Source organism: Virgibacillus sp. SK37 (assembly GCF_000725285.1).
Classification (GTDB): domain Bacteria; phylum Bacillota; class Bacilli; order Bacillales; family Amphibacillaceae; genus Virgibacillus_Q.
Genome location: NZ_CP007161.1, coordinates 3,235,071 through 3,260,210 on the forward strand (window position 1 = coordinate 3,235,071; position 25,140 = coordinate 3,260,210).

18 protein-coding genes and 1 pseudogene are annotated in these 25,140 nt (G+C 37.6%); 9 read left to right on the top strand and 10 right to left on the bottom strand.

Going from position 1 to position 25,140, the window contains the following annotated elements:
* Window positions 1-158: 158 nt before the first annotated feature.
* Window positions 159-7,916: a Cna B-type domain-containing protein gene (locus tag X953_RS16065; protein ID WP_040956481.1), complete on the bottom strand. Its 7,758-nt coding sequence runs from the start codon at window positions 7,914-7,916 to the stop codon at window positions 159-161.
* A gap of 348 nt (window positions 7,917-8,264) precedes the next feature.
* On the opposite strand from X953_RS16065, the gene X953_RS16070 reads away from it, so the two are divergent.
* Together X953_RS16070 and X953_RS19225 are read left to right on the top strand one after the other, a co-directional pair.
* Window positions 8,265-9,407: a response regulator gene (locus tag X953_RS16070; protein ID WP_040956482.1), complete on the top strand. Its 1,143-nt coding sequence runs from the start codon at window positions 8,265-8,267 to the stop codon at window positions 9,405-9,407.
* A 129-nt stretch (window positions 9,408-9,536) separates the two neighbouring features.
* Complete coding sequence (locus tag X953_RS19225; RefSeq protein WP_052350176.1) at window positions 9,537-9,980, top strand: hypothetical protein; 444 nt, start codon at window positions 9,537-9,539, stop codon at window positions 9,978-9,980.
* Window positions 9,981-10,122: 142 nt separating this feature from the next.
* Here X953_RS19225 and X953_RS19625 read toward each other — a convergent pair whose 3' ends face one another.
* The 4 genes from X953_RS19625 to X953_RS16090 all read right to left on the bottom strand — a co-directional run bounded on the left by X953_RS19625 (window position 10,123) and on the right by X953_RS16090 (window position 11,911).
* Window positions 10,123-10,263, bottom strand: a complete 141-nt coding sequence (locus X953_RS19625) for a YvrJ family protein (protein WP_019378075.1) — start codon at window positions 10,261-10,263, stop codon at window positions 10,123-10,125.
* 295 nt (window positions 10,264-10,558) lie between these two features.
* A complete protein-coding gene (locus X953_RS16080; RefSeq protein ID WP_019378074.1) occupies window positions 10,559-10,774 on the bottom strand; it encodes a DUF2922 domain-containing protein in 216 nt (71 codons plus the stop codon).
* A 38-nt stretch (window positions 10,775-10,812) separates the two neighbouring features.
* The gene (locus X953_RS16085) at window positions 10,813-11,037 is read right to left on the bottom strand and encodes a DUF1659 domain-containing protein (RefSeq protein WP_040956483.1); all 225 of its coding nucleotides are present in this window, start codon (window positions 11,035-11,037) and stop codon (window positions 10,813-10,815) included.
* A 145-nt stretch (window positions 11,038-11,182) separates the two neighbouring features.
* Window positions 11,183-11,911 carry a WecB/TagA/CpsF family glycosyltransferase gene (locus tag X953_RS16090; protein WP_040956484.1) on the bottom strand — a complete coding sequence of 243 codons (729 nt, stop codon included), beginning with the start codon at window positions 11,909-11,911 and terminating at the stop codon, window positions 11,183-11,185.
* Between the two features lie 206 nt (window positions 11,912-12,117).
* Here X953_RS16090 and X953_RS16095 point away from each other — a divergent pair, with 206 nt between their 5' ends.
* Complete coding sequence (locus X953_RS16095) at window positions 12,118-13,158, top strand: LCP family protein (protein WP_040956485.1); 1,041 nt, start codon at window positions 12,118-12,120, stop codon at window positions 13,156-13,158.
* Between the two features lie 81 nt (window positions 13,159-13,239).
* On the opposite strand, the gene X953_RS16100 is transcribed toward X953_RS16095, so the two are convergent.
* Entirely contained in the window at window positions 13,240-14,286 is a 1,047-nt protein-coding gene (locus X953_RS16100) for a glycosyltransferase family 4 protein (RefSeq protein WP_040957190.1), read from the bottom strand.
* A 54-nt stretch (window positions 14,287-14,340) separates the two neighbouring features.
* Entirely contained in the window at window positions 14,341-15,453 is a 1,113-nt protein-coding gene (locus tag X953_RS16105) for a glycosyltransferase family 4 protein (RefSeq protein WP_040956486.1), read from the bottom strand.
* 493 nt (window positions 15,454-15,946) lie between these two features.
* Between X953_RS16105 and X953_RS16110 the strand changes: the two genes are divergently transcribed.
* The 6 genes from X953_RS16110 to X953_RS16135 are packed head-to-tail and all read left to right on the top strand — an operon-like array spanning window position 15,947 to window position 22,747.
* A complete protein-coding gene (locus X953_RS16110) occupies window positions 15,947-17,212 on the top strand; it encodes an O-antigen ligase family protein (protein WP_040956487.1) in 1,266 nt (421 codons plus the stop codon).
* Window positions 17,202-18,236 carry a glycosyltransferase gene (locus tag X953_RS16115; RefSeq protein ID WP_198023286.1) on the top strand — a complete coding sequence of 345 codons (1,035 nt, stop codon included), beginning with the start codon at window positions 17,202-17,204 and terminating at the stop codon, window positions 18,234-18,236. The genes X953_RS16110 and X953_RS16115 overlap by 11 nt, the downstream gene beginning before the upstream one ends.
* 44 nt (window positions 18,237-18,280) lie before the next feature.
* Window positions 18,281-19,363, top strand: a complete 1,083-nt coding sequence (locus X953_RS16120; protein ID WP_040956488.1) for a polysaccharide pyruvyl transferase family protein — start codon at window positions 18,281-18,283, stop codon at window positions 19,361-19,363.
* A 22-nt stretch (window positions 19,364-19,385) separates the two neighbouring features.
* The gene (locus tag X953_RS16125) at window positions 19,386-20,573 is read left to right on the top strand and encodes a hypothetical protein (RefSeq protein ID WP_040956489.1); all 1,188 of its coding nucleotides are present in this window, start codon (window positions 19,386-19,388) and stop codon (window positions 20,571-20,573) included.
* The gene (locus X953_RS16130; RefSeq protein ID WP_040956490.1) at window positions 20,570-21,982 is read left to right on the top strand and encodes a lipopolysaccharide biosynthesis protein; all 1,413 of its coding nucleotides are present in this window, start codon (window positions 20,570-20,572) and stop codon (window positions 21,980-21,982) included. Before X953_RS16125 ends, X953_RS16130 begins: the two co-directional genes overlap by 4 nt.
* A gap of 48 nt (window positions 21,983-22,030) precedes the next feature.
* Window positions 22,031-22,747 carry a glycerophosphodiester phosphodiesterase family protein gene (locus X953_RS16135; RefSeq protein WP_040956491.1) on the top strand — a complete coding sequence of 239 codons (717 nt, stop codon included), beginning with the start codon at window positions 22,031-22,033 and terminating at the stop codon, window positions 22,745-22,747.
* A gap of 81 nt (window positions 22,748-22,828) precedes the next feature.
* Here the strand turns inward: X953_RS16135 and X953_RS20570 are convergent, their stop codons facing one another.
* From X953_RS20570 to X953_RS16145, 3 genes and pseudogenes are all read right to left on the bottom strand, one after another.
* Window positions 22,829-23,296 carry an SH3-like domain-containing protein gene (locus X953_RS20570; protein ID WP_369792745.1) on the bottom strand — a complete coding sequence of 156 codons (468 nt, stop codon included), beginning with the start codon at window positions 23,294-23,296 and terminating at the stop codon, window positions 22,829-22,831.
* 84 nt (window positions 23,297-23,380) lie between these two features.
* Window positions 23,381-24,148: pseudogene (tagH, locus tag X953_RS20315) on the bottom strand (teichoic acids export ABC transporter ATP-binding subunit TagH); the annotation flags it as partial.
* A 15-nt stretch (window positions 24,149-24,163) separates the two neighbouring features.
* On the bottom strand, window positions 24,164-24,988 hold the full coding sequence (locus X953_RS16145) for an ABC transporter permease (protein ID WP_040956493.1): 825 nt from the start codon (window positions 24,986-24,988) through the stop codon (window positions 24,164-24,166).
* Between the last annotated feature and the right edge of the window lie 152 nt (window positions 24,989-25,140).

The window sequence follows — 25,140 nt, forward strand, 5'->3', positions numbered from 1 at the left end:
GTGATTATTTCATCCTCCGGCGGATTCCCTTGCTCTCCGGACGATTATTTTTGTCAGTGATTCGAAATTCCCCTTCTCTGCAAGAACTCCAACATTATAATAGAACCTAAAAAAGCGATCGCATACAGCTACAGTTGTATGCGATCGCTTTTTAACTTTTAGTCTCTTGCAAACTTTCTTTTGTATATCCACAATGCAAACCCAGCTAGTAGGAAGCCTGCACCTATCATGAAGATATTGAAAATATTCGTAGCTGTGTTTGGCAGTTCATTTCCTGAATTATTTGTCCCTCCCGAGATAGTCGGTTGTACTGGATTATTGGTATCCTCTGGATCGTTTGGTGTAATAGGATCATTTGGTTTCCATGTATTAATAATGGTAAACCCATTTACTTCGGTATCATATCCATCCACCGGTTTTTCACCTACCGTGTACACGATTGCTTTACCTTCATCGTCAAATTGCTGTAGGCTGGCAAAAGTATACTTCCAATCCATTTCCTTTGTAACCTTCTGGCGCTTCAGTTCCTTATCATTAGCATATAAGATAACTGTGATTGCCTCCGGTCGCTCTGCAGGACGATCATTCTTCCAGATTTTTTCTCCTTCTACCACTGTCACATTTGCACGAAGATTTGTAATATCGAAACCGTTAATGATCGTTTTATAGCCATCAACCGCTTTTTCATTAATGGAGTAATTAATTTCCTTACCTGCTTTATCGTACTTCGGTAAGTCTTTAAATGTGTAACTCCAATCATTGTCAGCAGTCACTTCTTGTGACTGAACAATTTCTTCTCCATTTTTCACTTGAACCGTAATTATATCCGGACGATCTGCTGATTCATCATCTAACCACGTTTTCATTCCGGACACTTCTGTCGTTTGCTGTGTATTGGTTACATCATGGCCGCTCACTGTTGAAGTATATCCAGTAACAGCGTCTTCTTTGATGGTGTACGTAATTAAGTTACCTTCTTTATCGTACTTGGCCAGGTCTGTAAATGTGTACGTCCAGTCTGTATCTTTGGATACTTCGGCAGATTGTTCTACAACACCATTTGCCAGCAAGTTCACTGTAATTGTATCTGGACGGTATCTCTCATCTACTTCCTTCCATGTCTTCTCACCAGCTACTTCGGTTGATTTTTGGGTATTCGTAATGTTGTAACCATCTACCTCTGTCTCATAGCCTGTCGGAACATTTATTTCCTCCACCGTGTAGGTGATTTTTTCGCCTGTTTTATCATACTTTGCTAAATCAGTGAAAGTATATTTCCAGTCTGTTTCTGCTGATACTTCAAGTGTTGTCTCTTTCTCACCATTTGCCAAAAGCTGAACAGTAATGGAATCAGGGCGGTATCTTTCATCAACTTCTACCCATGTCTTCTCACCAGTTACTTCGGTCGTTTTTTGTGTGTTTGTGATGTTAAAACCATCTACTGTTGATTTATAGCCTGTTGGCACATCAAGCTCTTCCACTGTATAGGTGATTTCTTCGCCTGCTTTATCGTACTTCGCTAAATTTGTAAATGCATAGGTCCAATTTGTATTCTCAGAGACCTCAACGGTTGCTTCTTTTTCACCATTCGCTAAAAGCTGCACAGTGATGGAATCCGGACGATAACGCTCATCCACTTCTATCCATTCTTTTGTACCAATTACCTCTGTAGATTTCTGCGTATTTGTTATCTTATAGCCATCAATATCTACATCATAGCCTGCTGGGACGTCGTTCTCTTCCACTGTATAGGTGATTTCTTTTCCTTGCTCATCATATTTCTCAAGATCACTAAATGTGTACATCCAATCCGTGTCAGCCGTGACTATTTGGGTATCAATAACTTCGCCATTTGCTAATAGGTTTATAGTTACATGATCTGGACGATATCTTTTATCAACTTCATTCCAAATCTTTTCAGCAGTTACAGCAGTTTTTCCAACCCGTAAGTTCGTGATGTTATTATTGGATATGGTCTTTTTATAACCTTCTACCGCTTCTTCATCCACGGTATACGCAATTTCTTTCCCTTGGTCGTCATACTTCTCAAGATCTGTAAATGCATATTTCCAGTCTGAATTAGCATCAACAGTGATTGTTTTATCTGTTTCTTCTCCATTTGCCAGTAACTTCACTGTAATAGATTCTGGACGATCTGGTGAATTATCATCCAACCAGGTTTTTGTTCCTGTCACTTCTGTTTTGCCGACACGAAGATTAGTTATGTTAAATCCATCTATTTTTGTCTCATAGCCTTCTAGAGCCTTTTCTTTCACTGTATACGCATATTCTTGCCCATTTTCATCATATGCTTCTAAATCGTTGAACACATATGTCCAATCATCTTCAGCCTTTAATTGTACAGTGTCGAAAAGCTCTCCATTTTGTTTCAAATAGACAATAATGGATGTCGGACGATCTTTAGAATTATCATCCAGCCAGCCTTTCGTTACTTCAATTGACTTTTTCTCCGCACGCGTATTCGTAATGTCAAAGCCACTCACTTTTGAATCATACCCTTTGACATCTTGTTCTTTAACCGAATAGTCATATAATTGACCTTGGTTATCATACTTCGGTAAGTCTTGGAAACGATATACCCATTCATCATCTGCTGTCGTTTGCGTTGTGTCTACAACAACATTATTACGTAAAAGATTAATGGTAATCGTTTCTGGCCTATCGGTAATTTTATCATCTTTCCACCGCTTTTTACCGGAAACTTCCGTCGTACCAACACGAGTATTGATAATATCATATCCATCAATTTTCGCCTCATATTTTTCTGGCACATTTGTTTCTTTAACGGTATACGTGTATGCTGCTCCATGCTCATCAAATTCTGCTAAATCTGTAAAGGTGTAAACCCATTTACCTTGATTGTTCGGCTTCACCGTTTTATTTTTAGAGAATGATTTATCTTCAACTCCATCAATGTTTCTCTTTAAATTTACGGTTATTTCATCCGGACGATCTGTTGGGTCTTCATCTTGCCAAATTTTTTCACCTTTGACTGAAACAGTTCCAACACGAAGGTTTTCAAGGTCAAAACCATTTACAGTTGTTTCATAGCCCTCAACCGGAACCTCTTCAATGGTATACGCAATTTCTTCCCCATTTGCATCATATTTATCAAGATCTTTGAAAGAATACTTCCAATCGTTAGCTGCCTTCGCTTCTGTTGTAGCTACTTTTTCTCCGTTTGCGAACAATTTAACTGTGATTGCATCCGGACGATCAGCCGACTCATCATCAAGCCATGTCTTTGTTCCTGACACACTTGTTGTCTCTGTGTTTGTTACAATAAATCCATTTACTCGATCACCTGTTACAGCAGAATTATAGCCATCTACTTTGAGTTCTTCTACCTGGTAATCAATGACTTCCCCTGCTTCGTCATAGACGCTTAGATCTTTGAACGTTGCTTTCCAATCATTTCCTTCATTTAACTTCACTGTTTGATCTGTTGGTAGAAGCTTTACAGTAACAGATTCAGTATCTCCTGAAGAATTGTTCCATTTCTTCTCTACGGTTATATTAGTGATTTTTTCGTTTGTCATCACTTTTTCAATAACTTGGTTATCCTCAGAAATTTCAATATCAATCGGTGTTTCATCCAGTCTATATCCAGCTGGAGCTTTTGTTTCAATTAATTGATACTTACCAAGGAAAAGGTCATTAATCTGTAGTTCTCCTTGATTATTTGTGGTTAGGTTCTCTTCAACCAACTCTCCATTTGCATTCAGCAATTTGAATGTAGCATTTTTTAATGTTGCATCTGTTACATCATTTTTTTTCACTAGTTTAATAGAACCTTTATAACGCTCATTTTTCATTGTAAACTGCTGATCTTTTGTACTATTAACATTAACTGTGAATTTAATTGGTGTACCGTTTGTACGGTAGCCATCTAACCCTTTTGTTTCAACAAACTGATAATTTCCAGCTTCAAGTGTATTTGATGTGCTAATCTTTCCGTTATCGTTTGTCGTTAGGGTAGCGATTGTTTTGTAATCACCTCTATCATCCTGCTTTTGCAGTACGAATTCCACACCTTCCAGGGCTGCTCCTGAATCCAAATCTTTTTTCGTTAAAATGACAGCACCACGTGGTTGATTATCAATAGATACTTTTACAGGTTCTGGCTCTTTATCTCCAATTACCACTTTATGTTCTGTTGAATCGAGTACAAATCCTTTAGGTGCTTTTGTTTCCTGAACATAATACGTGCCAGCTTCTTTTAAATCTTCGAATAAAATTTTACCATCTTGATCAGTTGTAGCTTTTGTAAGTTCTTTTTTGTCTCCGTCGTATAAGGTAAACTCTGTGTCCTGCAATGCTTTGCCTTTATTGTCTGTTTTCAATAGTTCAATTGCATAAACTGGTACAAAATTTTCAACTCTGTAAGTTGTTTTCGTTTGTTCATTATTCTGTTCGTATTTTTCATCGATTACAATTGTTTGTCTTTCGTTTTTGGTTACATATCCATCTGGAACCACACGTTCATGCAGTTCATATTCTCCGAAGAGTAAGCGACCAAAATCAATTTGACCATTTTCGTCTGTAGTGCCTGTTTTCAATACGTTCCCAGTATCAGCATCAATTAAGTCGAACTCAGCACCTTCTAGACTTGTCTCTTCTTTCCCATAAGTGGTATCAACTTTATCAATGACAAAATAGCCTGCTTCACCTGAGCCGCCGCCTGATGCTAATTGCTTAATTGTTACTTTACCGCCACCATCCGTTTGGCCGCCTTCAACGATGTTGTCTCCTGTGACACTATATTGATTTGTTACTTCACCATTATGTTTTTCAAAGAATAATGTGGAATACTCTACAATAAAAGCACGCTCCACCTCATTCTTCCATGTAATCGTAAAATCAAGTTCGCCTGGAGTGTGTGTTAATTCGTATTGCTCTGTGGAGAGTTCCTCTCCTTTGCTTGCTTTACCATCTTTATCAACGGATGCCTCATATACTTTAATCGTGTCTGTTAAGTATTCCTGGTTAGCAGAAATGGTATCTACCAGCTTTAGATTATTAATCTTTTGCTGTCCAAGATTAACGTTTACAGACCAATGTACTTGCTTTCCATCCTGTCCACCGGATTTTTCCCCGTACGTATCCGATTTAGCAATGCTCACTTTCGCGTCTAAATCAGATAGTTTGTTGTTTTCTCCATCCAATACTTCAGCTTTGTTAACATATTCCTTTTGAATATCGCTTAATCCAGCAAGTGATGTTTTATATTCGATTTTGTGTGCTTTATTTGTTTCGCCAATTGTGACTTGGAATGTATTATTTTCTATGTCAACACTTATACTGTCAGTAAGTTGATCGCCTTCTGTTATATTCCCTTTTTTATCGATTGCTAATTCTTTGACCACAACTGAATCTGCAACTATCTTCTGGTTCCCTTGAGGTGCATCTTTAACAATTAAATTTTCAATTGTATTTTCACGGTAATTCGTGTAAATGGTCCAGGTAATTTCTTTTGTCTCTGGATTATATGAACCGTTCTTCCAATCATTATTTTTCGTATTGTCGTTTAGCTCTGTTCCTGCGGTAACCTCTTTCGTTATCGAATCACTACCGCCTTCAGGTGTCCAAGTAATTGCTGCGGTATTTGTTGGCTTTTGCTCTGGCACCTCATCAGCAACATAGCTCGTTTCATACGTAATAACGATCTTTTTGTCTGTGGTAAAATCATTCGGAAACTGAATAGTGAATGGATTATCTCCTAAAAGGGTATAATCACCCTCATAAACTTTCCCATCAACGGTAACCTTAAGACTATCCTCTTTTAAAGTCAGACCCTCACCCAATGTATCCTTAATGCTAATCTTTTCCATTGGATATTCATCATGGTTAACTTCAATCTTCCAATCGATGGTTTTATTTTTATAATCGATTGTCCCAGCTGATTTTGATCCATAATACGTACCAACGCCTGTGGTGGATCCATCTGTTTCTGTACCAAATCCTGCTGTGTTTGCAACTTCAAAAGGATCCAATACGCGATCTTTCACTTTTGTTTGATAAGTTACTTTATATGATTTATCTGTTGTAATACCAGTCACTTCAAACTGGTCTGTTCCAGGCACGAGCTTAGCGCCCTCTGGTAAGCCAACATTGTCTGTTGGATGTGCCTTACCGTTTTCATCAATAGTAACTTCTGTGAACTTCAAACTGTCCTCAACTAAATCCATTTTTCCCTCTGGTGTCCAAGCATCCTTTAATGTAACATCTTCTAAATTTTTCTCATTATAATTAAATTCAATTTCCCATTCGATTATCCCTGTTTTCGGGTTATAGCTTTTAGCTGCTGTTTTCTTAATTGCTTCCCCGCGATCAATTGTGACTGTTGATTTTGCTGAAATATCTTCCAGCTCGTCATCTGAAAGAATCGCATTGTTCGTAAATTCCTTTTTCTCATCATCCGTAACGGTAGTAGCATATTCCACCCGGTATGCATCTTTGATATTGCCTAGCGGGATGGATAGCTCTCCATTCACAAACGTCTCTCCAGTTACGTCAACCTCTTCTGCATCCCCTAACACATTCCCGTATAGGTCCACTTTCAACTTCGTAACTTTTAAGCTTCCTTCCTTGTATTCGGTTCCTTCAGGAAGTATGTCTTTGATCTTCGCGTTAGTTAAAGACGTTTTATGTTTATTAATCTTGACTTCCCAATTTATTTCATCTGCATTATAGCCTTTATTAGGTGTACCTTTTTTCTCTATTGTTTTCTCTGTATTACCTTGAACAATTGGTATGCGGATTTCGCCTTCTTCACCAATAGGTTCAATAATAGCTTCTCCATCTTCCACGTCAACATTTTCTTCATCTAATTGCGAAATTATTTGTAGCCAGCCTTTGACATTGCTGTGGGTTTCCACATAATCCGTAAATGTCAGTTCCACTTTTTTGTCTGTAGTAATTTTATAGGAAGCAACAGTTAAACCAGAGGCGTCCTTTAATTCACCTGTCATCTCTTCCGTAATTTTAATCCCTTTTGGCAATTGAAATACTTGCTTATCACCCGCTGTATACGTATGGCCATTTTCCAGATTCCAGTCGAGCTTTAATTGGAACTGATCTTTTGGTTCTAGCAAACTATCTTCCGTATACGGATTGCCATCCAAATCAGTTACTGCATCCAACACTAAATTAAAGCCATGAGCTTCTTTTGCTGTTGATTGAACAGAACCTTTTTCAGTTTCAGTATCTTCCTTGACTACTTTTTTTACATCTTTTTCTTCGTCTGAGGACCCGATATCAGCAGTTTCATTCGTGCTGTTAGTATTCGGCTCTTCGGTGTTCATAGCTTCATCCTGCTTATCCGGATTCTGCTTTTCCGTTTCCTTACCCTCTTCCGTTACTTGCTCAGATGTTGTATTTTCCTTCTTTCCAGTTACTGATGAACTCGTTTCTTTTTCACCTTCTGGAGCATCCTCACTTGCGTCTTGCTCCTTCTCTTTTGTAGATTCTTTAGACTTTACAGTACTTAGTACTATTGTACCGCTCGAGTCCGGATAATCTTTCACGGCTTCAGAAAATTGAACAGTAAGGGCCCCGTCTGTTATTGCCTTATAGGTGCCGATTACGTTGCCATCTTTTCCTAACTCACCTTCCTGTGAATCGCTCAGTTCCAAGTCAGCAGGAAGTTGAAGTGTTTCATTGCTGTCAGCTTGGATATCTTTGTCCTTTACTGACCAGCCTATGTGTATATGTACTGGCGCTCCTGCTTTTACTTCTTCGAGTGTGACTGTATTTCCCTCTTCATCTGTTAGCATGCTATCAGTAAAAATACTCTGTTGCTTTCCTTCTGCCTTCACTAATGATGGTGCAATTCCGCTAATCATTGTTTGAAAAAGCAACACACAAATAAATAGCATACTTAATCTTCTTTGCATCGATAAGCTCCTTTCCCATCCCCTAAAAGGATATTTTGCTAATTTTGATCAATTACAAATTATAGGGAAAGGACTTATACAATTACTGAACAAATTTACTTACTTATTTCTACCTAGCATGCAAAATTAGGTATAAATACCTAATTATCGCTACCGATATTTAAATTGCGATAAACAATTTTTTTGAGGTTATTGCAAATCATGTAATGAATGAATATACTTCACTTATAAGCACCAAATTGTTTATTGGTATAACACAACACGAATTTCTACCTCAGCTAAAACAACTACAAATCTACCATTTAATTCTAGTAAAAAATAACAAACAGCTGAATAGGAGTGGATATTATGAATATCGTTCTGATTGATGACGAACCATTAGCAATGGACCTTTTGGAGCGTCGCTTAAAAGAGCTATATGAAGAAGCGTGTGTGCATAAATTTATTCATTTCGATTACAATAAAAACTCCCATATTCTATATGAAACGGATATCATATTCTTGGATATAGAAATGCCAGGAACTAATGGACTTGAGCTCGCAGAAAAAATTTTAGATATAAACTCAGAGTTGGCCATCGTATTCGTTACTGCTTATCAAGCTTATGCAGTACAAGCATTTGAATTAAATGCATTAGATTATCTTTTAAAACCTGTAGAAAAAGATAGACTAAAAAAGACCTTAGACCGAATTACGTCAAAAATATATGATCGTTCTGCAGCTTCATATCCAAATAATCATGATAAGAAGCTAAGTATCTCTGTATGCGGAGAACTGTCTTTTCAATATAGTAATGAGGAAAAAGAAGTTATCTCCTGGAGAACAGCCAAAGCCCAGGAATTGTTTCTCTATTTATTACATTATTGTGGAAAATCAATACATAAGGCCGAATTGATTGAATTACTATGGCCTGATTATGAACCGGAAAAGGCGTATACCCAATTGTATACGGCAATTTACCATATTCGACGGGCCTTACGTCATTACCGTAAACATCTCAATATTAAAAATGTGCAATCAGGATACACATTACAAATAAAAGAAGCACAAATTGACATAAGAAGTTGGGAAAGTAAGCTTGAATCAGCCCCAAAGTTGGAGCTTAGCACCATTGAACTATATGAAGAAATCATGGAAGAATACACGGGCAGTTATTTGGAAGTAAATGACTATATATGGGCCGAGCAAGAAAGATTTCGACTAAGTCAATTATGGGCCAAAACAGCAAACCAGATCGCAGCTTGTTATAAAAAAAAGCATGATCTGGAAAAAGCAATCGAATGGTATGTGAAGATTTGTGAAAAACATCCGGAAGAGGAGCAAGCGGCTTTTCAATTAATGAAAATTTACGCTGAAGTTGATTACGGTGTGCTGGTCCATTATCAATACAAACGACTAAAAAAGGCGTTAGCTGATCTGGGTCTGGAAGTAAATAATCAGATTACATCTTGGTATGAAAATTGGGAGATAGGAAACATGCCTAAGGTTTAGCAGTAGTGGAATTAACAACCCAGATAGATATTGCCCTTCCGTTGAAAAGTTTGTATATTAAAGGTAAGCAAAAATTCGCTTATTATGTCGAATGAACTGCTATTTATTTAATTAGGAGGCGATAACAAAATGAATGATAATCTGATGTTAGAACAAATCATGACAAAAATTAACGAGATGTCTGAGCTTGTTGCTACAAAAGACGATCTAAAGAATTTTGCTACGAAAGAGGATTTAACACGTTTTGCCACAAAGGATGATCTAAAGAATTTTCCTACGAAAGATGATTTAGACAATTTTGCTACAAAACAAGATTTCCAGAGACTTGTAAATAAGATAGACATGAATACTAATAGAATTGATGAGCTAAATATAAAAATGGACAAACAATATGACCAAGTAAAGCAGAATACGCAGCTGATTGAACGAAACTTTAAACAGATCGTCAAGAACAGTGAGCAATTGGATACACTAAACAAAAATAGCACCCGTCAGGAAGACGTAATAGCGACATTGGCTTTGCGTGCAATGGAACAGGAAAGTAAACTAAGAAGTCATATTGCACACTCTTAAGTTTTATCGATCCTTATACATTCCCCAAAGTTTAGCATCCACTTCAAGTATTCTCTTCAAACAAAAAAACTGCAAACCGTTCAACCAACACGGGGATTGGTTCTTACAATAAAAAACTTCGGCATATGCCGAAGTTTCTTCTTTATTGGTTTCTCATATTTTCAGGTAATGCATGAATCGATTCAATTAGCAAATTGAGTTTCCCCTCGATGCGGTGTAATAGATAAAATGTTACCGCTATGGGAAAACCAACATCTGTAATGAAAGGTATCCAGCTTTCCATGATTGTTTCCTCCTTTTTGGCGTGACATCAGCATGGGTGAGTTGGTATAGCATTTTGTGTCTCGAGCGCAGCTCTGTCACGGTATGATGCTTAGCTATCTCGGATGCTGCCCTCTCTGTCGCGATAAATCGCCTCGTTGTCTCGGGTGCTGCCTTCCCTGTCGCGGCGGCGCTCTCGCCATTCTCGGATGCGCCCCCTAACCATCACTCCCTCATATTAAAACAGGACCAGTGGTCTGGCCGCTGGTCCTGTTTCTTGATCAAACGTTTATTTAATTTAGCGGTTGCCCTTCTATTTACAGAATCTCCACATCTTCAATTGTCTGTTCAACAAGACGAGCGCTCTTCTTAGCGATTAAATCCCCACCGCCGGATGTGAATGCATTTTGTGTGATGATCTCATCCATTGCTGCGTTAACAGCAGCTGGATCAACTGGTTCTTTTGGGTTATCGATCGTATATGTTACGACCTTGCCATCATAGTTATCGAATTTAAGTTCTAATCTTTTCATTTCCTGACCTCCTTTCTATTCTATTTAAGCCGGATCAACTATCCCTGATGGATATCGGTACTGTCTTTACGATGAACCATGTAAAGTGGAAGCTCCTGCAATCCGGATATTGCCTCAGCTATAGCGTATAGCTGATCTGCTGTTGCCGCTGTTTTAACATTGTTAAAGGTTTTCGACTTATAAAGTGATTTTCCAGTTTCCATGTCCGTGCCATTAACAAATACGAGCTGCAATGAGGATTTCATTAATTCTGCTACTGCCATGTGTCTCACCCCCTTTCACAACTATAATCGTATAGGGCTAGCAAAAGGGGGCATGGATGTTTGTTTTTATTTTTTCCAGTATTGGTTACCATCTTCTCAGCAATAAAAAAAAGACCAACATCTATTGCGGATGTTAGTCTTCCAACTACTTTCTAAAAATCACTCTTATCATAAACTCAAATACTTTTAAAATGCGTTTAAATCGAAACGGTTGCTGTAATAGCCGGTAGAGCCATTCCAAATTCAAGTTAATCCAGGCTTGAGGTGCTCGTTTAACCTCACCAGCCAGTACGTCAAAACTACCGCCAATTCCCATAAATATGCCCTCGGGAAATTTATCTCGATGCCGATAGATCCATTGCTCTTGGCGAGGTAAGCCAAGCGCTACAAATATCATGTCCGGTTCTGCATCAGCTATCTTGCTCGCAAACGGCTCATCTTTTATATCAAAAAAGCCATGATGTTGACCTGCAATTTTTAAATTGGGAAATCTTCTCTTTGCTTCCAACACAGCTTTTTCATTCACATCTTCCTTTGCGCCGAGAAAATAACAGCTATACCCATGTTCACCCGCGAATTCCAGCATATCCATCATTAATTCATAACCAGGGACTCTCTCTTTTAGTGGTTGTTTCAGTATTCTTGATGCAATGATAATTCCAGCTCCATCTGGGATTACATAATCTGCTGTGTTTACAATTTGCTTGTAGTCCTCGTCTTCACGTACACGCATAACAATTTCAGGATTAGCAGTAACGATCATTTTTTGTCGTTTATTCTCCAAATCAGGGACTAAATAATCATGTAGAAACTCTTTTTTACTGCAATTCAAAAAATTAACATCCATTATTTTCACTGTTTCATAATCTCTCATATCCTATGCTACCTCTCGTTTTGTCCTGCTTCCGTAATCTTCTTCTTACGTAATTGTAATAAATATAGTATTTACGAATACACCTATTCATAGTAAAATTAAGGTTAGCTTTACTTTAACTTAACATAAATTTTACTAGTGGTATTTAGGAATATAATACCATTTACAAAAAGATATTTCTATTTTACTTATTGAGGAGAAAAAATATGTCGAATAAAGATACACATTCTCGTATTGTGAGGAGAAAGAAAAGAAGGCTGAGAAAGAGAGCCTATTTTATTCTTATCCCTGTCATTGTAGCATTTCTTGGAGTAATTTCCTATGCATCCTATCTATATATTAAAGCAGACAGCGTATTTTCGGATGCTTATGATAAGGATAGCAGAGAAAAATCAGATCTGAGGGAAAGTGCGGTCGATCCAAAGGTAGACAATGTTTCTGTATTAATCATGGGTGTTGATGCTAGTAATGTAAGAAATAATGCAGATAGCTCAAGAACAGATACTTTGATGGTAGCAACATTGAATAAAGATGATAAAAGTGTAAAGCTTGTAAGTATCCCACGTGATTCCTATGTATATATCCCTGAAGTAGGTTACAAAACAAAGATCAATCATGCTCATGCATACGGTGGGGAAAATGCTACTATTGAAACGGTAGAAAATCTGCTTGAAATCCCAATTGACTATTACGTGAAAGTAAATTTCGAAGCATTTATTGATGTTGTAGATGCGGTTGATGGTGTGACAGTAGATGTACCTTACGAGCTTCGTGAACAGAACTCTAAAGATAAGGCTGGAGCGATACATCTATTACAAGGCGAGCAACAGCTTGATGGTGAAGAGGCGCTTGCACTCGCAAGAACAAGAAAACTTGATAATGATATTGAGCGTGGAAAACGACAACAAGCTATTATTGAAGCAATTATTAACAAAGCTGTTTCTCTAAATTCCATTCTAAAATATGATGATATCATTGAAGCAGTTGGTGACAATATGAAAACCGATATGTCCTTCAGTGAAATGAAAAGCTTTATCTCCTACGGAACAAAAGGGAAGAATTTGGACTTTGAAACCATTACCTTAGAGGGTAATGATTACCAGCCTGGAAAAACTTATTACTGGCAATTGGATGAAGTTGCACTTGATGAAACAAGACAAACATTGCAACAGCATTTAGATATTTCATCATCCAGTATGGCTTCTGAACCAACCAACAATGCGGAAGGTGAACAAAGTTCCTACTAAAATAACTAGAGCAGCTGCCCACAAAGGCAGCTGCTCTTTTTTACTTCTATTTTATTTTCTCTATGCCATATAACCAAGCATCTAAGGTTTTTGTTTTAACCCTTTCAGCAAATTAGTCAATGGTTTATATTCACTGTTAATTAACTCAAGATTTTCAATGAGTGCCTGTACGGCTAGCATGGCAATGGTAAAGATCAGAATGGATCCCCATACCGTGGTCATGGAGAATAAAATTGCCGCCAAACTAAACATCGCACTTAATGCGTAGATAAATAATACGGTCTGTTTATGGGTCAGTCCAAACTTCACCAGCCGATGATGCAGATGAGAGCTGTCAGGACTGGATAATGGTTGCTTATTAATATACCTTCTCACCATCGCAATTAACGTATCCGATATTGGTACACCTAATATAAAAATCGGGATAATGAACGAAATAATGGTTACATTTTTAAACCCGAGTAATGCCAAGACCGAAATCATAAATCCTAAAAACATGGCCCCTGTATCACCCATAAATATTTTGGCAGGGTTAAAGTTATACCGCAAAAATCCCATGGTACTAAAGAATAAGATAAGAGCCATTGTCGCAACATAAATATTCCCCATTGTGATTGCCATTATTGCTATGGTCATTAAAGCAATGGATGATACCCCTGCTGCCAGGCCATCTAGCCCATCAATGAAATTCATCGCATTGGTTATCCCTGCAATCCAAATAATGGTTATTACAGAACTAAAAAATCCAAACTCAATTTGTCCACCAAATGGCAAGTTAATAAACTCAACTTGTAAGCCGCCCCAGAATACAACAAGTGAAGCAACAGCAATTTGGGTGAGAAATTTTACTTTTGGGGATAGATCAAACAAATCATCAAAAAACCCAAGAATAATTATTATAAATGCGCCAATAACAATGGCTAAATGGTATTCACTAACCGGCTGAAGAATAACCAGGCCAATGAGAAAGCTCATAAAAATGGCAAGTCCGCCCAGCGTAGGGATTGGATCTTTATGCACTTTTCGGTAATTTGGCTTATCTGTTGCATTTAATTTTTTCGCATATTTTATAACTATAGGCGTTATTATTAACGATATTAACGTGGTTAAAAAGGCTAAAATCACTATTTTAATCACTTAGCCCACCTCATTTTCCTAGAAAAATCTGTTTATAATTTACACTCAATTAACATTTTTCATTCCTAAGTATACATTATAAACGTTTTCGGCAAATTTCTCCAACGTAAATTTAGAAGATGCATGAGAATGTAACTTTTCTCCCATTAAAGGTAGCATACCCTTTCTGTAAAAATTAAATGCTTCCTTTAAAGCCGATGCCACCTGTGATGCATCGCCAGGAGTAACCTTCCATCCAACAGATTTATCCGTAATAAGCTGACTTACACCGCCCACATCTGTCGCAATAATCGGTGTCTGTACACGCGCAGACTCAAGTAATACCAATGGAAAACTTTCGCTATGGGACGTTAATAACGTAATGTCTGCCATTTTATAAAGACTGTCAATATCATCTCGATGTCCAAAAAAGTGAATGTTTTGTTCTAATCCCTGGACAGCTACATCTTTTTTTAATTTATCAAATAAGGCCCCATCTCCAACCACCAATAGATGGCATGTGCTACATGCTGCTAACAACTGTGCAAAAGCCTGAAAAGCAATGGCATGTCCTTTTACCGGATCCAGTCTCGCCACCATTAAGATGAGAAAGTCGTCCTCAGGGATTCCAAAATCCGCTTTTTTATAAATTGGTCCACTATGCTTCTGTTTAAAATCAATCCCATTCAATTCGGTTGTAATCTTCTTTTCTGAAATCCCTGATTTAACAAGACAGGATTTGAACGGATCCGATATGGCAATTAATCTATCTGCCTGTTTCAACGCACGAATATTTATATTTGAAAGCAGCTTGCCATAAATTCCTTTTCCCATGAAGTCGAGAAGTGGATTACTGTGGACAGTTATGACCCATTGAAAAGGAATCAGCTTCTTCAGAATGCTTGCATACACATTTGCACGTGGTCCATGGGTGTGCAGGAAGCTAATATCTTCTTCCATCATAAATGCTTTTAACTTACGTACAAGAGGAATGCTTAATTTGTTGGAGCATCCAAAATGTACAGTATTAATTCCTGCCGCTTTCGCTCGCTGAAACAACTCGCCTTTTTCCATCACTCCGAGAATAAATTGTTCCTTATCCAATCGTTTCATAAGGCCAAGTATATGATGCATGCCTCCGCCTGTCTCATTTCCAGCATTTAAATGTAGCACCTTCATTTTTATCGGTCCTCCGGTCGCTTTATTAGTACATTAATATAACCAAAGAGGAGCGAATTTATAAGGAAGATGGTTGAATCCAAGAATTCCTGTCCATACTAGGTGGAGTAGCTTTTCAGGAAGCTTTATGCTGTTTTTGATGATTTGGTGGGGTCAACGATTCGTTAAATTGATTGGAATGGAAGATGGCGACTCCTGCCGGAATAGCATGAGCTGAAGACCCTGGACGGAGCGTAGCGGAGGAAGTGGCTGAAGCCATGCCGGTGGCAAAGAAGACACTGTGAGGTAACGAGCAGATGTCGCGCTTGTACCCGGAGGTGTGAAAGCGTCCCCCTGCAGTGGAAATCAATGGGTCAATCCACTTCCTTAAATAGAGTTAAAATTTTCTTGTCTCTGCTAGTTTTCATCTTTCCAACTACTATGAATGTACGAAATAACGTTTTTGCTCAACCATGTGCAATAGAATCTTTATTCAAGAAAGTGATGCATTACTATGACCTTACAATCGATAAAGCAAAATAAATTATTATTCTTTTTAATCATTATTCAACCCATTCTCGATTTGCTTACACCGCTGACGAAGGACTTACCTTTGTCGATAGGTGCTTTGTTTCGGGCAATTCTGATGCTTGGCTTATTTTTTTATATAGCAAATACTTTTTTTAAGAAGAACAAAGCTTATTTCACTGCCTATGCTGGCTCTTTTTTCGCTATTGCCATCATGTTTGTTATTAATTTCACCTCAAAGCCGCACTTCGTTTTCTTTACGGAGTTAAATTTTTTGTTAAAGGTAAGTTACTTTCTGGTGATGACCTATTTTATTTTGAATCTGCTTCAGAAAAAACCATGGCAAAATGCGCTCATTTTAAAAGCAACAATGATTGCAAGTTGTCTTATCGGTTTTAGTTTTTGGCTGGCCATCTTTACAGAAACAAGTATCTCCAGTTATATGGATGCTAATGCTGGCTATTCCGGATGGTTTTTTGCAGCTAATGAACTAAGTGTCATTGTACTTATTCTACTTGGAATAATTGTCTCCACACTTACCTATACCAATGACCTGTTGGCATGGCTATCCTTTTTATTAATTATAAGCATGATCCCCATGATTGGGACAAAAACAGCCTTCTTGGGTGGATTAGTAATTGTCCTTGGGCATACCATTCTGCTGCTTTGGAAAACCCGTATGCGTGTATGGAAGCATCCTACCGTGACTGCTTATCTTTTAGTCATTATTTTATTTTTTACCTTACTGCCATTCACCCCGGCAACTTCTGATTCGAGACCAAACAGCATGCAGCAAGCAGAGCAATCAAAGCCGGTGGTCATCCATACAGATACATCAGCTATTTATATGCATCCAAAAGTAGTCCATGTGTTAAGCTCCAGACCTATTTATTTGGAATCCATAAAAACAGATTTTCAAGAGGCTGAACTATCACGGCAGTTATTCGGCCTTGGTTATGCAGGGGATTATGAAAAACAGCCAAAGATAATTGAAATGGACTTTTTCGATTTATTTTTCAGCTTTGGATATATCGGGTCTATTTTATTGCTACTCCCTATCTTTATGATAATTTGGCAAACAGTAAGGCGTCCTTCCAGCTCAATGGCAGCAAAAGGGAATCTTCTTCTGATTCTACTTTTATGTGGTGGGATTTCCTTTTTGGCAGGCCATGTATTATTTGCGCCATCTGTGATGAGCTATATTGCATTACTATTTCTTGCACTTGGGGGAGTGTATGAATATGAAGGATAAAGTAAGTATTATCGTACCAGTATATAATGCGGAGGAAAAACTAACGGCCTGCCTTGATAGCATCCTGAAGCAATCGTATCAACAGCTGGAAGTCATCCTCGTTAACGATGGCTCTACAGATAAGAGTGGGCAAATCTGTGAAAGCTTTGCAGCTGTTAACAAGCATATCCAGGTCATCCATCAACCAAATGCCGGTCCTTCCGCTGCCCGTAATCGGGGGCTTCGTGCAGCTACAGGGGAATATGTGCAATTTGTGGATGCGGATGACACCATACATAAAACCATTACAGAGAAATTGGTCATGGCGGCTAACGGAGATCTTGTCATTTGTGGCTATCAAACAATTTCACCTTATGGGCAAACTCGATATATCCCATCTTTAGTGGGCAACTACACATTTGAGGAGTTTCGGCAGCATATCGGCCTATTATATAAGGAAATCATCCTCCCCTCTCCTTGCAATAAATTGTATAGACTAGAAAACATTAGGAAGCATACGATCACTTTTAATGAAGACTTAAATATGGGGGAGGATCTTTTATTTAATTTAGACTATATGGCAACATGTTCTGCCATCCATGTACTGCCAGAGACTCTTTACGACTATTGCATTCATCAGGAACATTCCCTCTCGTCTTCTTACCAAGCGAATTTTTGGCAACAGCAGAAGCTTTTATTAGAACATGTGACTACTTTTTTGGAAAAGCACCAGTGCAATTATGGTGCGAATCACTATTACATGGACCAGGTTTTACTCCAATCCTTGATTAATAGCCTTGATCATCTATTTCATACGCGAAATAATTTAGGCCCTCAGGAAAAACGGATGGAAATAAAAAGACTGCTGCATAAAGTAGATTTAGATCAAAACCTCTATTACGAGGCGTCCTTTCAAGAGCAGCTCATTAACACGTTATGGAAGAATAAAAGCGTATTGTCGCTTTATCTCCTATTTGAGATGAAAAACAGACTTCGACACACACCATTGTTTTTTCGACTAAAAAAGTGGCTGGGGTATGTCTAAAGTAAAGATAAAATAGTCATCCTAAAGGTAGGGAGTGGATAACATTGAAGAACATCCGGCTTTTTGCATATACCTTTTCAAACTTTGGGGATGACTTGTTTATAAAAATTCTCTGCGAAAGATATCCCGACACGCAATTTACGCTGTATGCACCGAGAAGCTATAAAAAAACATTCACTGAAACAACGAACTTAACCGTAATACCGAATGACTCATTTTTCCGACGGGCAACTAACCTTATTTCAAGAAAGTGGCCCTTGTGGAAAGGTTTATCTGGAAAGAAATATGATGCAGTTGTTTATATAGGTGGTTCGTTATTTATTCAATCAGCTAATTGGGAACTGGAATTAGAAAAGCTGAAAGCAATGCAGCTGAAAGACAAACCCTTCTATCTTTTAGGAGCAAATTTTGGCCCATATACAGACAAGGAATTCTATTTACAGCATCACAAGCTGTTTGAAAGCTATACGGATATTTGTTTTCGGGATACTCCCTCCTATGAGCTATTTAAGGAACTACCTAATGTTAGAATGGCGGCAGATGTAGTATTTACACTGCAAACACCGAGGATAAAGCAAGCTGCCAACGAAAAAAGCATTGCTATTTCTGTCATTAAACCATCGATCCGGGAACAACTGATTGGCTATGATGATACGTACTACAAGAAAATAAGTGAGATTGCAACATATTTTATGAAACAGAATTATCATGTTCAGTTACTAGCTTTTTGTGCGTATGAAAAAGATGATGAAGCATTGGAAGAAATTCAAACGTACATCCCTTCATCCATGGCGAAAAAGGTGACTGCCCATCTTTATGAGCATGATCCAGAGAAAATGCTGCAGCTGCTCTCACAAGCAGATATGGTTATCGCTTCTCGCTTTCATGCCATGGTGCTCAGTTGGTTGCTTCAAAAACCTGTCTTTCCTATTACGTACAGTCAGAAAATGATTCACGTGATGCATGATGTTGGTTTCCAGGGCGACTATAGTACAGTGGAGCAGTTAGACAGGATGACACCGGAAACAGTTTTTCAAACGATGGAGCAACCTCCACTCGCTATTTCAGCACAGATCAAGCAAGCAGAGAAGCAATTTGAAAAATTAGATGTGTTTTTACAAAACTAAAAACAGAAAGGAGGTATTTCCCATGCTGACTATTCATCCGCCAACACTTATAAAAGTAAATAATCATGTACGTATCCAAGCAGCTTTTGAGACAGAAGCCGGTAACAAGGAGCTTTGGTTTTCAGTTCCTAATACATATAGTTCCTATCTGTTAGAACATAGAGGAGATGCTTTTCTTGTAGGTCTTTTACTGTTGGCGATGAAAAACGGCTGGGATATTAAAATAAATTGTCCGATATCAGAAAGGCTTTACTATACTCTGACAAACTACCTTATAAAAGCATTACACCTTGCCATGCCGCATCTCAAGGAAATTAGTCTTTTTCCTAAAGAACTGGATAGCTCTCGGATCACGCAAGCAAATGGTGTAGGAACCGGTTTTTCAGGAGGTGTCGATTCCTTTTTCACTATTTATGAACACCTTCATTTAAGTTGTCCAGAAAGCTTTCGGTTAACCCATTTTGTCTATCATAATGTTGGTTCACATGGAGATTTTGGTGGAGATGCTACGAGAGCTCTCTTCCAAAAAAGACTGGAGCTTGTGAAGCCATTTGCCGAGGAAGTGCAGCTTCCACTTATTGAGGTTGATTCCAATATCAGTGATGTTCTGCAAATGGATTATGTCCCAACACATACGATCCGTAACGCTGCAGCGATCCTTGTTTTACAAGGCCTATTTCGCTACTACTATTATTCTTCCGGAAGACAATTTAAGGATTTTGAATTAAGTCCGACCATTGGCGCTTCCTATGATATTTTAAGTTTGAATATGCTATCAACAGAGTCACTGGACTTTTTCTCGGCAGGCTCTGCTTTTTCCCGATTTGAAAAAACGGAAGCTATTACTAATTATGAACCTACATATCGGCATCTCAATGTATGTACAAGTGATGCTGCAAATTGCTCTGTTTGCCCAAAATGCCTGCGTACACAGCTATCATTGGAAACGACTGGAAAGCTGGAAGAATATAAAGATGTATTTGACCTATCAAAATACAAAAATGCCCGGACTGCCTATCTTGCTGAAGTGCTAGCAACAATGCATCAGGATGACTATGCCGCTGAAATTATTCAAGAAGTGAAGCAGCGAGGGATAGAAATACCATCCACTGCTTATTTACGTGCACCGCTTTTACGCTCAACCTACTCTTTAAAACATTCTGCCAGAAAAATGCTGAAGAAAAATGATATAAGGAAAGAAGGATCATGACAGAGAAACGGACACTTGTAAAAGACACGCTATTATACGGGATCGCAAATCTCGGGTCCAAGCTGCTGACATTCCTCCTTCTTCCACTATACACCCATTACTTTACGACAGAAGAATATGGTCTGTGGGATGTCGTCCTGACAACCACGACCCTACTTGCACCCTTCATTACATTTGAACTGACAGCAGCTGTATACAGGTGGCTAATCGTCGAGAAAATGGAAGAAAAAAAGGTGAAAATAATTACGACAGGGCTTGCAGTCATTATTAGAAACTTGTTTGTTTTTACGGCATTAACTGCAATTGTACTTATTATTTATTCGGTTCCTTACGGTTGGACAGCACTACTTCTTTTGCAGACGATGATTTTAAGCAGTTTTCTGCAGCAATGTGCCAGAGGATTAGGATACAATAAGTTATTTGCCTCCCTGGGAATAATTCAATCCGCAGTAACGGCAGCGGCTATACTATTGCTCATTTTCGTATTTGAACTGCGTGTGGAGGCTTTCTTTTACTCCGCCATTCTTGCTTCCGCTGTTGTCATTTTTGTTGCATGGACCACCATGAATTTTAAAAAGTATATTTCCTTTCATACTTATTCCAAGGAATTGTTGAGCACTTTTTTCATCTATTCACTACCTATTATTCCGGGGGCAGTCAGCTGGTGGGTGATGAATCTTTCCGACAGATACTTCATTATTGCGTTCTTAGGGATGGAAGCAAATGGGCTGTATGCCGTCGCAAATAAGATACCTGCGCTGCTGGTGATGGTGAATACCATTTTCTCTCTCGCCTGGAAGGATCATGCGATTCTTTCCTTTGATTCCGCTGAGAAAAATGCGTATTATTCGAGGGTCTTTCATCACTTCTTTCGACTAATGGCCACAACTGTGGTCCTGATTATCTTATTAGCAAGACCTTTAATTGATATCTTTATCGGGGAGGCATTCCATGATGCCTGGAAATATACCGGTATTTTACTCGTAGGAGCACTATTCAGCGCCCTGTCCCAATTTTGGGGAGCCGGCTTCCATGGAGCAAAGAAAACAAAGGCCATCTTCCTGACCTCAATGGTTGGCGCAGTAGTGAATGTATTGATTAATGTACTTTTCATCCAGTATTGGGGATTATATGCCGTGGCGGTCTCTACAATGGTAGCCTTTTTGGTTATGTGGGTGATTCGAGTATATTCTGCTAAACACTACTTCAGCATAAGAATCCAGAACACAGATTTTTTCATCTTATGTTCTTTTATTATTATAGCTACTATTCTTTCATTTTACGTTTCCCTGCCTGTGATGCTAATAAGTATTGCCACAGGTATTTGCCTGTTTTTCTTATATAATTATCGTCTGCTTCATCTATTATGGCGTAAAGGTAGAATGAAATGGTTTGATAACAAGACTTAAAGTAAGTGTGTTATGCTATAAAAAATGTTATGAGCAGGAGATGATTATTTGGTACTTAATTTTGCACATCGCGGTTCCTTAACAGAAGCGCCTGAAAATACTTTGCCAGCTTTTCAAAAAGCAATAGAGCATGGCACCAAAGCAATTGAACTCGATGTCCAGTTAACAAAAGATCAACAGCTAGTCGTTTGTCATGATCATAAATTGACTCGATTTAACAAGCAATCAACAAAACGAATCAAAGACATGACATTGGCTGAAATAAAAGAAATTGATGTAAGTGGAGCGTTTGAAGAATACAAAGGAACTACGCTTGCTACATTATCAGAAGTGTTGGAGCTCTGCCCAAACGATCTCCTTATAAATATAGAGATTAAAAACATTCCTGTGATTTATGAAGGGATTGAAGAAATTCTTATTCAATGTCTGTCTGATTATAATCGCTTCCATGATGTAATCATTTCATCCTTTGACCACGTTGCCCTAAAAAATGTTCAAGATATAGTGCCTTCTATGCCGATTGGTATGCTGTTCTATTATCGAATTCTACAACCATGGAAATATGCAAAGCAAAGCGGTCTTGTCGTAACAAGCATTCACCCTAATCAGGTATATACAGATCGAGAGCTTGTCGAACAATGTAAATCTTTTGGTTACAAGGTATTTCCTTATACGGTAAATGATGAGGAACATTATGAAAAATTAGTCGAATATGGTGTGGATGGAGTTTTTTCTAATAATCCGGAGATGTTTGGAAGAGGATAGGATTGGGTAAGTATTAAGTTGCCAATTAAAAAGTTCCAATCATATTTATGTGATTGGAACTTTTTATTCAAAGTTTTTGACTTAAATTTGTTCTATTACAGATGTAAGACTACTACTATGCAACCAAACTTCTTTATTTTTTATTTCCCCTCTATACCAAATATTTTGACCTACTTTCTCAGTACGGTCCACCACAATAATCTCATCTTCAAACTGACTTAAATCCCCATAAGCTAAATCGTTCTTACCACCCCAAGGCTTGGAATAGGCTGAACCTTCCCCTTTTAATTGAAACGATTTTTTATCCTCATCAATTAGTAAATGTTGGTGTAGAGAGAGATCTGTTTTTTTCATCCATCCTATAGTACCTATTTCTGAACTAGGTCTTTCACTCAATAGATAATAAGTTTCACCTTTAATATCAATTTGTTTTTTAATGTAGTAAACACTATTTTTATAAGGAGTGGATGATAGTCCATCATTTATAGCGGAAGGTGTAGACGCTATTAATGATTCTCCACCTTTAATATGACCGAGAAGGCTTACCATTTCTTCCTTAAAATTTTCTATTTTTTGTGTAGGCTTCTCATCTTTTACCAGATAAAATTCCTCAGTAGTTTTTTCACCTTTTATCACTTTCTGTTTGTATTCTTCCCTTTCCTCCTTGTTCATTTTTTCCCAAGTGGAAAGAAAAGACTCATAACGAGGAAGGACTTCAGAAACTGTCCCAAATTCTTTTACCCTGCCAAACTCTAACCACAATATCTTTCCACAAACTTTCTTCATTTGCCCAATCGAATGACTAACGAAAATCATTGTCTTTCCTTTTTCTTTGTACTCCATCATTTTATCAAAACTTTTCCCGGCAAAAGCTTTATCGCCAACGGATAGAGCTTCATCAATAATTAAAATTTCTGGATCAATATTAACAGAAATAGCAAAACCAAGACGGGACTTCATCCCGCTAGAGTATGATTTTACAGGTTGATCAATAAACTTCCCTAATTCTGAAAACTCAATGATATCAGGTTCTAACCGATTAATTTGACTTTTATTAAACCCCAACATTAATAATTTTAATTCGATATTATCTCTTCCAGTTAAATCTCCTTTTAAACCCGAAGCAACAGCGATTAAAGAAGTCTGACCTTCTAATTGAATGGAACCTGATGTTGCAGGGACAATTCCTGCGATGATATTAGCTAAAGTTGACTTCCCAGAACCATTAATCCCTACAAAACCAATGACATCACCTTTAAGGGCTTCAAAACTAACATCAGTTAAAGCAAAGAAATCTTCGCCGATACTTTTAGGTGAGATTAAGTCCAGGATCCGTTCTTTTGTACTGCTATATAACTTGTACTTTTTGCTTATATTTTTTGCAATTATAGCTTTTTCCATTTTTATCACAACCATCTATAGATAATCAATAAAATGCTTTCGAAACTTAACATGGAGGGTCGAACCAATAAGTAGTAATATTGTTACTACTACCCAAAAGTATAACGTATAATGCCAATTAGTGAGAAAATACCAATCTGAAGTAAAAAATGCCGCCCTATAACCTTCTATAAGATAATACAAGGGATTTAACTTCATAATAGCCATAATAAGGTCATGATCTTTAAGTAGTGTAATTGGCCATAAGACTCCAGACAAATATAATAGCATTCTGAGAGTAGAATTTAAGAACATATGAACGTCCCTAATGATTGTAGATAGAGTAGATGTTATTAATGAAACAGCAAATACTAAACAAAGGGTCGCAAACATAAAATATACTAATTGTAAATAATATATATTTATATAGTTTCCTGTTAATTGAAAGATAATAATACTTAAACCTACCATGATTAAATGCACGTAAAATTGTGAAAAAATAACATAGCTAGGGATAACACTCATAGGAAAATTCATTTTCGATAGCATTTTCAATCTGGAATAAATTGACTTAGAACCTTGAATAGTGGCTTGATAGAAGAAAATCCACAAAAAAAATGCAGCTAATAACCAATTAAAAAAATCAACTGAAACTCCGCTTACCTCTATTGGAGCACGCGATCTTAGAGTTCCAAAAACAAACCAATATATTAATATTTGAATAGCGGGATTAATTATCTCCCAAGACATACCTAAATAATTATTTTCATTTTGACTTCTTAGCTCATAAAATGATAATCTTCTGATTAAATAAAAGTTATTCATTTGTTCTTTGAGTACTTTTTTACATGCGGAAAACATAAGATATTCCTTTCTTATATAGACATATATGCCTTAATTACCATTACTATAATATACTTTTCAGGCTTAATCATCAACTGTTATATAGTTCGGAATATTATGTGATTCGGATTTGAACTTTTTAATAAAAAAACAGCCTAAACAAAAATTAA

Bases quoted from the DNA above. Each gene is read 5' to 3' on its own strand.
- X953_RS16105 (WP_040956486.1), bottom strand. From the start codon at position 15,453: ATGAAGGTGCTACATTTAAATGCTGGAAATGAGACAGGCGGAGGCATG.
- X953_RS16070 (WP_040956482.1), top strand. From the start codon at position 8,265: ATGAATATCGTTCTGATTGATGACGAACCATTAGCAATGGACCTTTTG.
- X953_RS16125 (WP_040956489.1), top strand. From the start codon at position 19,386: ATGCTGACTATTCATCCGCCAACACTTATAAAAGTAAATAATCATGTA.
- X953_RS19225 (WP_052350176.1), top strand. From the start codon at position 9,537: ATGAATGATAATCTGATGTTAGAACAAATCATGACAAAAATTAACGAG.
- X953_RS20570 (WP_369792745.1), bottom strand. From the start codon at position 23,296: ATGGTAAGCCTTCTCGGTCATATTAAAGGTGGAGAATCATTAATAGCG.
- X953_RS16145 (WP_040956493.1), bottom strand. From the start codon at position 24,988: ATGTTTTCCGCATGTAAAAAAGTACTCAAAGAACAAATGAATAACTTT.
- X953_RS16130 (WP_040956490.1), top strand. From the start codon at position 20,570: ATGACAGAGAAACGGACACTTGTAAAAGACACGCTATTATACGGGATC.
- X953_RS16090 (WP_040956484.1), bottom strand. From the start codon at position 11,911: ATGAGAGATTATGAAACAGTGAAAATAATGGATGTTAATTTTTTGAAT.
- X953_RS16065 (WP_040956481.1), bottom strand. From the start codon at position 7,916: ATGCAAAGAAGATTAAGTATGCTATTTATTTGTGTGTTGCTTTTTCAA.
- X953_RS16110 (WP_040956487.1), top strand. From the start codon at position 15,947: ATGACCTTACAATCGATAAAGCAAAATAAATTATTATTCTTTTTAATC.
- X953_RS16095 (WP_040956485.1), top strand. From the start codon at position 12,118: ATGTCGAATAAAGATACACATTCTCGTATTGTGAGGAGAAAGAAAAGA.
- X953_RS16115 (WP_198023286.1), top strand. From the start codon at position 17,202: ATGAAGGATAAAGTAAGTATTATCGTACCAGTATATAATGCGGAGGAA.
- X953_RS19625 (WP_019378075.1), bottom strand. From the start codon at position 10,263: ATGGAAAGCTGGATACCTTTCATTACAGATGTTGGTTTTCCCATAGCG.
- X953_RS16085 (WP_040956483.1), bottom strand. From the start codon at position 11,037: ATGGCAGTAGCAGAATTAATGAAATCCTCATTGCAGCTCGTATTTGTT.
- X953_RS16080 (WP_019378074.1), bottom strand. From the start codon at position 10,774: ATGAAAAGATTAGAACTTAAATTCGATAACTATGATGGCAAGGTCGTA.